The sequence below is a fragment of the Nocardia sp. NPDC059764 genome, assembly GCF_042732555.1.
Taxonomy (GTDB): domain Bacteria; phylum Actinomycetota; class Actinomycetes; order Mycobacteriales; family Mycobacteriaceae; genus Nocardia.
Genome location: NZ_JBHWHH010000179.1, coordinates 1 through 14,775 on the forward strand (window position 1 = coordinate 1; position 14,775 = coordinate 14,775).

The following is a 14,775-nucleotide window of genomic DNA, read 5'->3' on the forward strand; positions in this document are numbered from 1 at the left end:
TGCCGAGGACGGACGATGAGTGCCATCCTTGCCGCGCAGCCCTTTCGGTCGGCTACGGCACTGTTACCGTTGCTGCCGATCGGAACGTTGGTGTGGGCGGGGGAGGGCAGGGGTCATGGTGGGTGAAGCCGTCGGTGGACGGGACCGGACCGGTGTCGACGGTGGATCCGACGGCACGCCCGAGCCACTCGACCCCGTGCAGCTCTCGGACCCATACGGCGAATACCGATCCCAGTGCGCGGCGTTGCTCGATCTGGCGGCGTGGCAGCCTCCGGTGCTGGAACCGGACACGGCTTCGCATCCGCCGATCCCCTTCGAAGCACTCGTCGACGCGGGCGCGCTCGAGGTCCATGAGGCGCCGCCGACTGTCGGCTCGACGGGCGGAGACACCCCGATGTTGACCGCCAAGGATGTCCGGCTCGGCCGCGCCCCTTCTCGCTGGGGTAGTGCCGACGCGCCGGGCGCGATCACCGTTCGGGCCGGCGATGTCGCGGTGGCGATCAGCACCGAGCCCGCGGTCAGGGTCTGCACCGCTGACGGCGCGCTGCTCGGACCTGGTATCCGGTTGGTGCGCGCCAACTCCGGTATCGATCCCCATTTCCTGGCTGGGATTCTGCGGGCGGCACTCGAGGTGGCCGACGGAAGCCACATCGATATCTACGAGGTCGCGGTGCCCCGGATCGATCCGTCCGAGCAACGCCGCTACGGCATGGCTTTCGAGCGGTTGACCACCCTCGAAACCGCGTTTCAACAGCAGCGGGCGAATATCGCCCAGTTGGTGCGAATCGGATTCGGCGGAATGGCGAGAGGCACGCTCCGTCCTGTTGCGGACGGCCAGTAGCGTGTCGGATTCTCTGGACTCACGGAGGTAATGGCGGTGCAGCGGCAGGTCCTCGGCGGCCGTTACGAGCTGAGGGATCAGATCGGCACGGGCGGCATGGGGCAGGTGTACAAGGGCCTCGACCTTCATCTCGGACGCTGGGTCGCGGTGAAGTTCAGCCATCCGAATCTGGACGACGACCCGGGCTGGGAACAGCGATTCGTGCGTGAAGCCGAGCTGATGGCCCAGTTCAACCACCCCGGACTGACGGTCATTCATGACGCGGGCCGTGGTTCGACCACCGCCGGGGGACCCGAACGTCCCTATCTCGTCATGGAATACATCGAGGGCACGACCTTCGACAAGCTGCTCGAGCAGCGCGGTGCGCAATCGGTGGGCGTCGTGGCCAACCTCGGGGCGCAGGCCGCCGCGGCACTCGCCGCGGCGCATCGGAATCGCATCTACCATCGCGATCTCAAGCCGTCGAATCTCATGCTGTGCGCCAACGGCACGGTCAAGGTGCTCGACTTCGGGCTGGCTGTCGCGCCGGAATCGGGCCGGACCCGCTACACCAGCCACGGCCAAACCCTCGGCACGCCGGCGTACATGGCGCCCGAACAGGTCGAGGGTAAGCCGGTGGCACCGCAGACCGACCTCTACTCGCTCGGGTTGGTGCTCTACGAGTTGCTCACGGGCGACCGGGTGATGACGGGCGAATCGACCTTCACCGTGTGGCAGAAGCAGATCAACCACACGCCATCCGACATCCGGCAGGAACGGCGTGGCGTCCCGGTCGAGATGGCACGGCTCGTCATGAGCATGCTGGCCAAGTCGCCCGACGCGCGCCCCGACGACGCAGCCACGGTGAACGCGGTGCTGCTGCGGTACGCCGGCGATCTCGGTGAGCTACCCGAGGTCGATGACAATCACAGTCCTGCGCGCATGTACGCGCTGGCGGTCGGGGCGATGGCCTCCGCGCGAACCGCCACCACCGTGGTCACCCCCTCGAACGATCGGACCGAATTCGTCGAGCGGCCAGCCGATCCCGTACCTGCACCCGTCCCCGACTTCAGCCGCGGGGACCTGCAGCGGGCCGTGCATCACGCCCGTGAGCTCGCCGACGACTCCCGCTACGCTCCTGCCATCCACGAACTGCGCACCGTCGTCGAAGCCGCTGTCCCGCTGTTGGGTTCACGCGACGCCGACGTCGTCGAAGCGCGGGTGAAGCTCGCCGATCTGCGGTTCGAGAACACGGACTACTCCGCGGCCGCGGATCTGTATCGCGGGCTGATCGACGACCTCACCGCCGAGCGAGGGCCCTACGACGACCAAGTCATGTACTGCCAGCGTCAGCTGGCGACCTGTCATGTCTACCTGGGCGACACCCGCAATGCGCTGACCCGGCTCAAGCGATTGCATTCCCAGATGGCGCTCCGCTACGGGGAGCAGGACCGCCGCGTAGTCGATCTCGCCGCGCAGATCAATCACATCAAGCCCTCGTAGTCATATGGATCCGCCTATTCCAGGCGGAACAGGCTGCTCGAGTAGCGGATGCGTATCAGCCGTCGATAGCTCTCCGCAGACCCTGGAACAACACTGGAGGAGAGGGTGCCGACTATGGGTGGCGATCGGACGCCGGTCATGAACGATCTCGCCGATCGCGGTGCGCGTCTGTTCGAGTTTCTGGCGAAGGCACAGACCCTGCGCGCGTCCCGGATCCAGGACATCGCCACCTATCAGCGCGACGGTGAAGTCCTGTGGGTCGCCGACCTGCCCGAACACCCGGCTGTGACCTATCAGGAGGCGGAACCGGGCAAGCCGTTCCTCATGGTCCAGAAGGTGACCATCGGGTCCGCGCCCGAGCCGGAGATCGAACTGCGCCGGTGGCTCGAAACCGGCTGGGGCAAACCCGAAACGGAACCGGCGCTACGCACGACCCGGGCGGGTCAGAGCGGGGAGACACTCCGGCTCGACGATCACCCCGAGATCCGGACCGCCTTCGCGGACTGGCTGCCGGACTGGCGTGAATGGGCCGAGCAAGCGCGGCCCAAGCTGCCGGTGCGGCGTCTCTACCAGACCATGTACGAGATGTACACGCGCTACGACGGCGCGACCGAGACCCTCGAAGCCGTACTCGCCCTGGGCTTTCTGGCCTGGCGGCACGGGGATGTCGGCACCGTGCGCCGGCACGTGCTGACCATGCCCGTGGTGCTGGGCTTCGACTCCGACTACGGCGCGATCTCGGTATCCATCGATCCGGCTGTCACCGGGTACACCGCCGAATTGCAGGAGATCCTCGAGCCGTCCCAGATGTCGGCGGCCGGTGACCTCCAGCGCGCCGAGAACGAAGCGCGCGACGGTCACATCGACCCGTTCGACCGGGAGAATGTCGGCGCGCTGGTGCGCATGTTCATCAACTGCATCAACCCGGATGCGGTGTACGCCGACGATATTCGGCCCGGTACCGCGGTAGCTCACCCCACGGCGACCTATGCGCCGGCCGTGATCCTGCGCAAGCGCGGAAATCGCGGCATGGTGACCGCGTTGCGGACCATCGCGCGGACCATCCGCGCCACCGGTGAACTGCCCTCGGGCATCCATAACCTGGTCGATCCGGACTTCGAGCCGGCGCCGTCGCCGACCGCGGGTGACGGTGCGATCGTCCGTGACGGCGCGGACCTGTTTCTGCCCCTGCAGCTCAACGATATTCAGTTGCGGATCCTCGAGCACGTGGACAAGCACGCGCACACCCTGGTGCAGGGACCGCCGGGAACCGGCAAGACGCACACCGCCGCCGCCTTGATCACCCATCTGCTCGCGCAGGGCAAGCGGGTGCTGATCACCGCCCACACCGATCGCGCCCTGCACGAGGTGCGTGCCAAGCTACCGGAGGAGATCAAACCGCTCAGTGTCGCGGTGGTCGGCGACTCGCGGCAGGAACTCGAGGACCTCAAGGCCTCGGTCAATCAGATCTCCCACGCCGCCGCCGAACATGATCCCGCCGCTGGACGCGCTGCGGTCGCCGCGACCGACCGGGCCATCGCCGAGCTGCGCGAGCGGCGAGCATCGATCCAGCAGAAGCTGCTGAGCCTGCGCGAGCGTGATGTCAGCACGCACTCCGTCGGGGGCTACACCGGGACGATCGCCGACATCGCGCTGCACTGGCGCGCCCAGCGGCCGCGGTTCGACTGGATCGCCGAGCTGGTGGACACCGAAGCGCAGCCGGCGAGCCCTGTCGTCGGCGCACTGCTCACCGAGTGGCGAAACCTGTTGCTGGACAACCGGCTCGCCGATCCGGACGTCGCGGCGCCCGAGCTCGTCGGGGCCACCGCGCTGCCGCCCGTGGAACTGTTCGGCCAGTGGTGTGCGGCTGAACAGCAAGCGGCGCAGCGTCGACATCGCTATACGCAGTTCGACGGTGATCCGGCGGCCGCGCGCATCTCCCAGCTTTCCCCACCCGAGCGTAATGAGGTGCACGCACTGCTCGGCGAGATCAGCGACCGGGTGAGGAACCTGCGGCATCGGCCGGAGCCGTGGGCGGCCACGGCACTGACGGATATCCACGGTGGACGGCTCTTCGAATGGCATGGCCGCGCCGTCGCCGTCGCCGATCTGCTCGGGCACGCGGACGCGGTGATCGCCGCGCTCGGTTACACGACCGTGCACGTATCGGTCGACGACCCGGCGTCGTTGCTGGACCTGGCCGAGAACCTGAAGTCGCACATCGAGATCCACGGCGAGTTGAAGGTGCATCCCGACGGGCGGCCCAAGACCGGATTCACCACCGCCCGAGTGGTCAAGCTCGCCGATCCGCTGTTCGACAGCGTCCGGATCGACGGACGCATTCCGACCACGATCGAGCAGCTCACCAATTTCCTGAATGCGCAGCGCGGCGAACGGCTGGCCGACCAGCTCGATATGGCGTGGCCCGCACCGGTTTCGGGTCCGGGACTCCTGCGCGATCGGGTGGCACGGCACCGCGCGGCGCACACGCTGCTGACTCAGCTGCTCGAATACGCGAGCCGGCTCGACTATGCCGCGACCCGCCTGACCGAACTGGGTCTGCCCGTACCGGACTGGGGCGATCCGATCGGCATCCACAGCGCGCGTGAGGCATTCGATGCCGTCGAGGCACGGGAAGCGCTCGAGCGGTCGACCGTGCCGCTCGCCGAGCTGGCTCGGCGGCTGGCCGCACTGCGGGACGACCCGCGTGCCACCGACAACCTGCACCGCCTCGCCGAAGCCGCGCTCGAACGGGACGCGCCCGCTTACCAGCTGGCACACGAGCGTCTGGCCGAATTGAGCCACTTGCGCCGCAGTCTCGCCCGGCGCAACGAGATCGACTCCGACCTGTCCGATCTGCCGGCGTTGCGCACCGCCATCGCCGCCGATCCCGCCGATCCCGCATGGGTCGCGCGCCTCGAGCGCTTCGACGAAGCCTGGCGCTGGGCCGCGGTGGGGCAGTGGCTGGCCGCCAACAATCTCGGCGGAGTCAACGAACTCTGCCGCGACCTCGACGACATCGAAGCCGAACTGCGCCGCCACGCGGCGGCCCGAGCCGCCACCACGGCGTGGGATCTAGCGGTCGGGCGGCTCACCAACCGCGCCCGCGCCGACCTGCAGCATTACGCCCAGTTGGTGAAGAGCCTGGGCCGCGGCACCGGACAGTACGCCGACCGCAAACGCGCGGAGATTCAGCAGGCGCTGGGGAACTGCCGTTCGTCGGTTCCGGTATGGATCATGCCGATCTACCGTGTGGTCGAGCAGTTCTCCGTCACCGCGGACATGTTCGATGTCGTCGTGGTCGACGAGGCCTCGCAGGCCGGTGTCGAAGCGGTGTTCCTGCAGTACCTCGCGCCGCGCATCGTGGTGATCGGCGACGACAAGCAGGTGTCGCCGTCGGCGGTCGGTGTCGACGAATCCGAACTCGAGCGGCTGGCCGGACAGTATCTCCACGATGACCGTTACCTGTCGTCGTGGCGGAATCCCAAGCGCAGTCTGTTCGACGACGCGATCATGCGGTACCCGAAGCGGCTCACGCTGGTCGAGCATCGTCGCTGCGTGCCCGAGATCATCGAGTTCTCGAACAAGATCGCCTACGAACCGCAGGGTGTGCGGCTGGTGCCCGTGCGCCGCTACGGCAGCGACCGGCTCGACCCCGTGCGGACCGTGTACGTGCCGGACGGCCACGAGGTGTCCAGGGGCGTCAATCCGGCCGAGGCCGACCTGATCGTCGACCGGATCGAGCAGTGCCTCGCCGATTCCCGTTACGACGGCAAGTCGTTCGGTGTCATCTCGCTGCTCGGTTCCGCGCAGGCCAAGCACATCGCGCAGAAGCTGGTGACGCGCGTTGGACCCGAGGAGATGCAGCGCCGCGACCTGCATTGCGGCGACGCGGCTGACTTCCAGGGCGCGGAACGCGACGTGATCTTCCTGTCGCTGGTCGCCGCGCCGGGTCCGGACCGGCGGCTGCCCGCGCAGACCCAAGACGGCGCCGTGCAGCGGTACAACGTCGCGGTATCACGAGCCCGCGACCAGCTGTGGCTGTTCCACTCGATGACGCTCGACCGTCTGTCCAACAGCGCCGACATGAGATTGCAGCTGCTCGAGTACTGCCTCGGAGTCGAGAAGTCCTCCGGTATCGATGCCGAACCGCCACAACGGTTTCCAGACGACTATCCGGTCGAGCCCTTCGAATCGCTCTTCGAACAGCAGGTGTACAACGGTATCGTCGACCGCGGCTACCAGATCAGCCCGCACCACACCGAAACCGGCTACGACATCGACGTGGTGGTGTCCGGTGGCGGCGGGCAGCTCGCCGTGCAGTGCGATAGCGACCATTGGCACGGTCCCGACCAGTACCGGGACGACCTCGCCCGGCAACGGGACCTGGAGCGCTGCGGCTGGCCGTTCCATCGAATCCGGCTGGCGGACTTCATCGTCGATCCGGAAGCCTGTCTGGACGAGCTGGTCGCGCTGCTCGAACGCCACGGGATCTACCCGATCGCCGAGGAAGAGCAGCGCCGGCTGGCCAAGCTGCTCGTCGACTCCGGACCGGTCACGGTCGACCCAACCGATCATGAATTGCGGGAACGTGTTTCGCGGGTTGTCTGGGAACCGACGGCGACGGACGATATTGCCGACTCACGCCTGAGCGTGTACCCAGGCGATTCCGATCATGCTGCTCGAGCGGCCTACGATGACGCGGAAGTGGTGTCCTCCGACCGTGAGCCATCGGTCGAGGATGGTGATTACGAGGAACCAGCGGACGTAACGGACGAGGTTCCAGGTAGCCCGTCATCGGGTGCTACATCCGAATCGGCGAAGGACGATGCAGACGGCGTCATGGATGACGATGCCGAGCAGACAGTCGATGCCACAGCATCGGTGGCCGACACGCCGGCGGAATCCACCCTGCGGCGAGAAGTCGAGTCTTATGCCGCCTTCACCGATCAGCTCGAGAGCCCGACGAGTGCCACTCACTCGACCATCGTCGGCGACTTCGTCCGGATCGTGGAGGTCGAGGGCCCGGTGACGGCCGCGCGGCTGCGCGCCGCCTATGTGACCGCGGCTCGGACCAGGGAACGCGATCATGTCCGCCAGAAGCTGGACATCGCGCTGCGTGCTGCGGTCGCTACCGGAAAACTGCTGGTGGACAACGCACTCGATATCGATGACCCGGCACTGCTGACCTATCGCCTGCCCGGTCAGCCCGCGAGCCGATGGCGTGGACTGGGCCCGCGCAAGGTCGAGCAGATGCCACCGCTCGAGCTGGCGGAGCTGATGGCCTACCAGTCCGGGCAACTCGGCGTCGCCGACCGCGCGACCTTGTTCCGCGCCGTACTGAACTCGGTCGGACAAACCCGGCTTACCGACAACGCGATCGCCGCGCTCGCAATGGTAGTGCCGCTGTGGCGCAGCATCGGTAACGGGAACTGATCAGCTACAAGAGATCCGCCAGTTCGCAGCCGCGCATGACGGCAGCGAAGCGGAGCAGTTCGGTGCGGCTCGGCCCTACCTCGCTCACGGCCCGATTGACCTCGAGGAACGAGTCGATCGGGTCGGCGGGCGACACCGCCCAGTCGACGATGGCGCGCATGGTTCGCTGCCATGTCTCGGCATCGCCGTCCCAGGGGCGCGACAGGTAGTACAAGGTGTCTGCCTGCCACTCCACGAACTCATCGAAATCCATCAGTGAGGAGTCGACGGCCGAGTGCGTCCACAGGCCGGAAGCATCTGCCACGCCGAGCATTTCCTCAACCTGTCGGCGATAGGTCGTCGCGGTGCGGGCTCTGTCGGATCGCGCCGGTGGCACAGGCTCACCGTAGGGGCGGCGCGTGCCGCCCGGCCGCTGCGAACCAGCGGCATGATCGCCGGGATTGTCCGAGCCTGCTGCCGGTGCATCATCTTCCGGACCGGTGGTGGGATCAGCCTGGTCCCCGGGCGCGGCGACGACAGGGATTGGCTCGGTTGACGAATCAGGCTTCGCAGGGCTGAAATCGGCCGGACCGGTGTGAGCTGTGACTGCGGCGGGAGGTGTATTCAACCCCCGTGACGAGGAACTGGAGGCCTGTTCATCCGGCTCTTCCTCCTGGAGGACAGGCATCGGGACCGGGATCCGAGGATCGTCAGCGGCCGCAGCGGGAGTCGGAGGCGCATCCGCTGCGTGCCGCGGGTCGGCGGGGAGCCGTCGCGTCGGCATCCGCGTAACCAGCTCGAGTGGAGTGGGCATGTCCGTCGTGTCACCGCTCGCCTGGGATGCCGACGCATCGAGTGTGGCCGGCACAGGCTCGTGAGTGGGTGCGCGGAACTCGGCTGGGGTTGGGGCCGCGGGCGTGCGAGGTTCTTGTGCGGGCGGCCTATGGAATTCGTGGGCAGCGGGAGATTCGGGCGCGGTCTGGGTGTTCGGCTCGGTCAGCCAAGCGCGCAGGATCGCCGGGAGCCCGGCGGCGTCGGTGGTGATTCGTTCCTCGGCGATGGATTCCAGGTCTTCCAGAAATGCCTCGTGGGCGCCCAGTGCCGGGTCCTCCGGGGTGCCGTACACGTACGCCACCACGAAAAGCGCGGCACTGCCGTTGGACTTGGGCCGGACCACGCGGCCCATGCGCTGGATCATCTGCCGACGGGTGCGGCTGGCGGCCAGCACCATACCGAGTTGGGCGTCGGGGATGTCGATGCCCTCGTCGAGGACCCGGGGTGCGGACAGAGCGCGCAGGTCGCCGCGCCGGAAGTCGCCGATGATCTGCTCGCGCTCGGTCGGACGCAGTGCGGAACCGACGCATCCGCAGGACAGACCCAGCTGGTCCAAGGTGGACTGGATCTGACCGGCCGTGGAGGTCCGTTCGGCGAAGAAGATCGATTGGGTGGCACGGAGTTCCGGGATCGGCAGGGTACGAATCAGGTCGAGCTTGCCCTGACAGTCGGCCAGTACTTCGCGGCGTTCGGCGAAGTACTTCAGGAATCGCTGTGCCTGTCGCGCTGCCTCACCTGTCTCCTGCTTCGCCAATCGCTGTGCGAAGGACATGAATTCGCCGAAGGAGTCCTCCGGCGCGCCGTAGCCGTCGACCAGCACCGATTTCGCTTTGCGCGCGGCTTCGTCGGCGCGATCGTATTTGGCGCGCTCGCGAGCGGTGAAGTGCACACCGGTCAGCGCCAGCCGAACCGGTGCGAGGATTCTGTCCGCGCGGGCGCGGGTGTAATCGCAGCCGGGGACCAGGCCACCGAAGTAGGGCAGCAGGATCTCCTCGACCGCATTGTCGTTGCGCTCCAGCGTGGCGGTGAGACCCAGCCGCCATTCGTACTCGCCGGCCAGCGCTTTCGCGTAACTGCCGGCGCCGTAGCGGTGCACCTCATCGGCAACCAGCAGGGTGCCGGGTGGAACCGCCAACTGCGTTCCCGAAACGGTTTGTACCGTTGCCACCAGGACATCCCAGTGCGTTGGTGGCCGAGCTGCACCTTTGCCACCGACCCGGTCGATCCGAGTTCCGGGCAATGCCGCGCTCAGTCGCTCCCACCATTGGGTCTGCAGATCGATGCCGGGGACCAGGATGACGGCCTGCCGCCCGTCGTCGATCGCCTCGGCGACCGCCCGGGTCCCGACTGCCGTTTTGCCCGAGCCGGTGACAGCTTCGACAATGCCTCGCCGGTCGCGGGTAGTCCAAGCGGCCAATGCCTCGGATTGCCAGGCGCGCAAGGGCGGGCCCGCATAACTCGTGGACGGCGTCGGTGTCCTCGTGGGTTCAGGTTGCGGCGTTGGTGGTCGGGCCCATGTCTCTACCAGCGCCTCGGCCGCTTCCCGAACCGCCCAGATGGAGGGGTTCTCGGTGCCGAGGATCTCGAACACCTGTGGTTCGCTGTACAACAGCGAAGTCACCACCTTCGGGGTGGCCTCGGGCAGGTCGAGCCGGGCGCTGATCAGCTGTGCGGACTGGAACGGAGTACGCAGCAGCGCGACCGCGATCCGGCGCGTGAGGGCTGCCCGCGGGGTGTTCTCGTCAGCATGCCGCAACACGACTCCCGCGACCATGTTCACTCCTTTCCAGCGGAGGACAACTCCACAAATCCTAGCGTTCGCCGGACCGACCGATACGATGACCGATTTGGCGGAACGTGGCCTCACCTCGGGTTTCCCGTGGGTAGGGACCATCGAATCGGTCCCTGTGCGAGGGTGTCTCGGTAGGGTGATCGGCGGACAGCTCGAACCGTAAGGAAGACCGGTGTTTTCGCCAGACCAGTTGGTTGTCGTGGTGCCTCGTCAAGACATCGAGAGCGGGGACCTGAGGCCCGCCATCGAAGCCCTCAACTCGTGCTTCATCTCTCCCGACGCCGCCCGCGGCGCGCTCGGCGCGGTGGAGTTGGTGATCGAGGGCTACGAACACATCCCGACCGAACTGTTCGAAATGGAGCCGGTTCGGCACTACGTCCGACGGCTGGACAACGAATTTCCTTACTGGCTGTACTTCCTGGGCCTGCGCGGTGGATCGCTGCGGCTGATCTTCGGATGCTTTCTGCCACCGTTTCTCGGCGAGGAGGAGAGACGCCAGCAGTTCGCGCACCGGCTGCGGACGGTGATGGAGAACCGGTGGTTGCCGGCCATGAACGATGTCGCGAGCTTCGCCGGTCTCTCGGCGGCAGAGCTCACGGACCGCACCGACACCGTCGTGGGCTACTTCCAATCCGGTGCTCCCTCAGCGGGCTTCACCGCCACTGTCGAAACTCCGGCTGAATCGGCGGTCGAGGAGGTCTTCTACGGACAGCCGACCGGCGTCGAGATCGAGCAGAACGAGGACCGTTTCGACCAGCGGCCGCTCGCGCCGTGGGATCCCGAACAGATCCGTATCTCTACGCGTACCTTCTCGCTGCGCAACGTACTCGACATGATCGACGACGGTGACCTGGAGCTGGCCCCCGACTTTCAGCGGAATCGGGTGTGGAAGGGGCGCCAGAAGTCGAGACTCATCGAGAGCCTGCTGTTGCAGATTCCCCTGCCCGCTTTCTATTTCGCCGAGGACCGCGGTGGCATGTTCCGCGTGGTCGACGGTCTGCAGCGGCTGTCCACCGTGCATGATTTCGTACAAGGACGGTTCGCGCTCGACGAGCTCGAATACCTCGTTGCCGAGCACGGCAAGACCTTCGCCGACTTCGAGACCGTGCTTCGCCGCCGGCTGCAGAACGCGCAGATCGTCGTCCACGTCATCGAGCCCTCCACACCCAACCGCGTCAAGTACGACATCTTCAAGCGCATCAACACCGGTGGCGAACCGTTGAACGCCATGGAGATCCGGCACTGTATGAGCAGCGCCCGCAGTCGAGACCTGCTCAAACGGTGCGCCGCCTCCGCTGCCTTCCATGAGGCGACCGCCGGCGTGCTGCGCGATCACGTGCGTATGAACGACCGCGAAGCGGTCCTGCGATTCCTGGCCTTTTACCGGCTGCCGAACCTCCAGGAGTACGACTCCTACGGCTCACTCGAGAACCTCCTCGACGCGACGACAGAACTCCTCGACGACCCGCGCCAAGTACCCGACGCCCAACTCGAATCCTGGTTCGTGGCCTTCGAACGCGGCATGCAGAACGCGCGAATCATCTTTGGCGACTATGCCTTCCGTCGCTGGCCCACGGGTTCCGATCGGCGCTCACCGATCAACCGCGCTCTGTTGGAGAGCTGGGGCGTCGTCCTCGCTGCCTACCGCCGGGATCAACTCGAGCCCGCCCGCGCCCGGATCGTCGCCGGGGCCCGCGCGGCAATGGCGAAGAACAACGAGTACATCGCCGCGATCAGCGCCTCCACCGCAGACCCCAAACGCGTCCGAATTCGTTTCGAGGTTCCCCGCGGGATAGTCGAGGACGCGATCGCAGCAAGTCGTTGAGTCCGCGCCCGGGGACGACTCAGCTTCGCACTTCACGTATGCCCGTAGCTGATGCTGCGAATGAAACTCTGTTCGGCGGAGAGGAATCCGTCGCTCATAGCGCGAGCTTCCTGCGTGGTGGCAGTTGAGTGAAATTGGTTGCGGTACTCCGGCTTCTGACAGGATCACCAGCTGTGTCCAACACGACTATCACGATCAACGGCGGTTCGGTCCAGCTCACGGACGACCAGGTCTTCCTCGCCACCCGCGGGCAGACGCCGGACAAGATTCAGACCTACGCGGTGCTGGTCAATGGAACTCTTTGGCCGCCGATCCAGCTGATCACCCTCGCCACAGGAACCCCCGGCTCCGGCGGCTCGGTCAACAACTACAACTCGCACGCGGCGCTGAAAGCGCTCAGCGAGTTGGGCTTCGACACCTTCGAACGGGTCGAGTTCAAGGGCAACGGCCGGGTCGACGTTCGGGAGAGTCGCAAGCGGGCGGCCGCCAACGAGTAGCGGTGAGACCGACCGTCACGGCTTCAGCGCCTTCGACAGCCTGCTGTTTGCAGCTTCGGAACGGGGCTGCATTCCGTCGAGTGGGGTGAGATGGCGTTGCAGCTCGATGCACATCTCGATCGGATCGGATTTCACGAGAACCTGACGGGGTCGACGGGTTCGCCATCAGATCAGCCGGAATCCTCCTCGCTCTAGCTAGCGGGCAGTCGCCGGACAAGATTGCGAAGCGATAACGGGGCCGATCATCCCTTCTCTCGGCCATTTGGGTCTTGCTGCTGAGACCTTCGAAGGTGATCGTGGATTGATGGCAAAAGTTTCGATTCTGACCGCACCGGAACGACGACGGCTGGCCCAGAACTCGCTGGACTCGCTGACGGACCGGGCGGGGCATACGTTGACGCAGGTGCGGTGCGGTTGTGGTCATCGCGTGGCGGCGGTGTTCGATACACCAGCCGGCGCGGTGTATCAGTCGGCGACCGGGCCGCGCGCGCATGGGTCGCGTGATTTCGTCGATGCTGCGCACAGTGCTAACGGGCATGGCACCCGGTATACGGATCTGCTTGCCGGTGATGGGTTTGTCGATGACGCGTTGCCCGCTGCCTGCGAGTGCGGGCCGCACACACTGTCGCGGTTCCGGCTCCAGGAAGCCGTCGCGAACCATGAGCATAAGATTCAGCTGCCCTGATCGGTCATCACAACGCCTGGTCGTCCAGCAAAACGGCGGCCGTTCACAGCATTCCTCCCCGCGGCCCTCCGGTCCGAGCTTGGAACCGGCGGTCGCTTCGGTATGACATGCGCTTGTGCCGCTCAGGTCGAACTCAGGGCGGAGTTGAGTGTGTAGGTGCCAACGAGGTCGGCTTGCCCCAGGACGTGGCCGGTCATCGCTTGGCGTAGCTGTTTCCCGGTCACCGCCTGTCGCAGCGGCAGCCGTTCGACATCCAGGGCGCTGACGGTGAACACGTAGTGATGGATGCGCTGGTCGTTCCAGGGCGGGCAGGGGCCGTCGTAGCCGTAATGATTGTTTCCCGCACTGCTGAAGTCGTTGAGGCCGTACCGCGCGTTATGGGGCGCAGCCGGGCCGTGTGTGGACTGGAGGCTGCCTGCGGCGATCTGCCGCACGTCGGGTGGGATATCGAACAGCACCAAATGGTAGAAGTCGTTGCGCGGCAATTCCTCCGGCACCGTTCGCCCCTCGATGTTCACGTCCGAGCAGGTGCGGGGTACGTCGGGGTCGCGGCACACTACCGCGAAGGATCGTGTTCCCGGCGGCACCTCATCCCACGCCAGATGCGGGTTGCGATTGGCGCCTGCCCGGACATGGTGCCCGGTATCCGGTACGCCGTAGGCGAACGTGCCCGGAATGCGCGCATCAGCGTCGAATGAATCACTTCGGACCTTCATAACGATGCCTTCCGCTCATGCGGCCCGATAAGCCGCCGCTATTCAGGGCGAATCGATTCGTGCGATACATAGATTCTGCGCTTTGGCCCCGCCCCTGCCCAGAAGCGAAGGTCATCGGAGCGGTATCCCCGCCGCTAGAATGGCCACTACACCCCGTCGTCACAGACAGGTAGACCGCTCTCGGGCAGGTCTTTTTCTGAGGGCGAATCGATGACGCAGACGAGTAGTCCATCGCAACAGAGTCCGGTCACCGTGGTGCTGGGCGGTGATGTGATGCTCGGTCGTGGCGTCGACCAGATCCTGCCGCATCCAGGTGATCCGCTGTTGCACGAATTCTGGGTCGAGGACGCTCGCCGCTACGTCGAGTTGGCCGAGAAGGCGAACGGGCCGATACCGTACCCGGTCGGTTTCGACTGGCCGTGGGGCGATGTGGGGCCGCTGCTCGACCAACTGGCACCCGAGGTCCGGCTGATAAATCTCGAAACCACGCTCACCAGCGACGGCGTATTCGCGCCCGCCAAGGGCATCCATTATCGGATGAACCCCGCCAATATCGCGACGCTGAAAGCGTTTCGGCCCGACGCCTGCGCGTTGGCCAACAATCACATCCTCGACTTCGGAAACCGCGGTCTGCTCGACACGCTTGACGCGCTCGATGCGGCGGGCATCCGCGCAGCCGGGGCGGGAA

The 14,775-nt window shown here is 66.1% G+C and carries 9 protein-coding genes; 7 read left to right on the forward strand and 2 right to left on the reverse strand.

The window, feature by feature from the left end; translation table 11 throughout:
* Positions 1–115: 115 nt before the first annotated feature.
* The 3 genes from ACFV4K_RS29235 to ACFV4K_RS29245 all read left to right on the forward strand — a co-directional run bounded on the left by ACFV4K_RS29235 (position 116) and on the right by ACFV4K_RS29245 (position 7,759).
* Complete coding sequence (locus ACFV4K_RS29235; protein ID WP_379279246.1) at positions 116–841, forward strand: hypothetical protein; 726 nt, start codon at positions 116–118, stop codon at positions 839–841.
* A gap of 30 nt (positions 842–871) precedes the next feature.
* Positions 872–2,323, forward strand: coding sequence for a serine/threonine protein kinase (locus ACFV4K_RS29240; RefSeq protein ID WP_379279247.1), 1,452 nt, complete (start codon positions 872–874; stop codon positions 2,321–2,323).
* A gap of 114 nt (positions 2,324–2,437) precedes the next feature.
* The gene (locus tag ACFV4K_RS29245) at positions 2,438–7,759 is read left to right on the forward strand and encodes an AAA domain-containing protein (RefSeq protein WP_379279249.1); all 5,322 of its coding nucleotides are present in this window, start codon (positions 2,438–2,440) and stop codon (positions 7,757–7,759) included.
* 4 nt (positions 7,760–7,763) lie between these two features.
* Here the strand turns inward: ACFV4K_RS29245 and ACFV4K_RS29250 are convergent, their stop codons facing one another.
* Positions 7,764–10,346: a DEAD/DEAH box helicase family protein gene (locus tag ACFV4K_RS29250; RefSeq protein WP_379279251.1), complete on the reverse strand. Its 2,583-nt coding sequence runs from the start codon at positions 10,344–10,346 to the stop codon at positions 7,764–7,766.
* A gap of 190 nt (positions 10,347–10,536) precedes the next feature.
* Between ACFV4K_RS29250 and ACFV4K_RS29255 the strand changes: the two genes are divergently transcribed.
* The 3 genes from ACFV4K_RS29255 (at position 10,537) to ACFV4K_RS29265 (ending at position 13,371) form a co-directional block, all read left to right on the forward strand.
* Positions 10,537–12,189, forward strand: a complete 1,653-nt coding sequence (locus tag ACFV4K_RS29255; RefSeq protein ID WP_379279253.1) for a DUF262 domain-containing protein — start codon at positions 10,537–10,539, stop codon at positions 12,187–12,189.
* Between the two features lie 173 nt (positions 12,190–12,362).
* Complete coding sequence (locus tag ACFV4K_RS29260) at positions 12,363–12,686, forward strand: hypothetical protein (RefSeq protein ID WP_379279255.1); 324 nt, start codon at positions 12,363–12,365, stop codon at positions 12,684–12,686.
* A 304-nt stretch (positions 12,687–12,990) separates the two neighbouring features.
* Positions 12,991–13,371, forward strand: coding sequence for a hypothetical protein (locus ACFV4K_RS29265; RefSeq protein WP_379279257.1), 381 nt, complete (start codon positions 12,991–12,993; stop codon positions 13,369–13,371).
* Between the two features lie 122 nt (positions 13,372–13,493).
* Here ACFV4K_RS29265 and ACFV4K_RS29270 read toward each other — a convergent pair whose 3' ends face one another.
* Positions 13,494–14,087: a YbhB/YbcL family Raf kinase inhibitor-like protein gene (locus ACFV4K_RS29270; protein WP_379279258.1), complete on the reverse strand. Its 594-nt coding sequence runs from the start codon at positions 14,085–14,087 to the stop codon at positions 13,494–13,496.
* A 210-nt stretch (positions 14,088–14,297) separates the two neighbouring features.
* On the opposite strand from ACFV4K_RS29270, the gene ACFV4K_RS29275 reads away from it, so the two are divergent.
* A partial coding sequence (locus ACFV4K_RS29275) for a CapA family protein (RefSeq protein ID WP_379279260.1) occupies positions 14,298–14,775 on the forward strand: 478 nt, incomplete at its 3' end.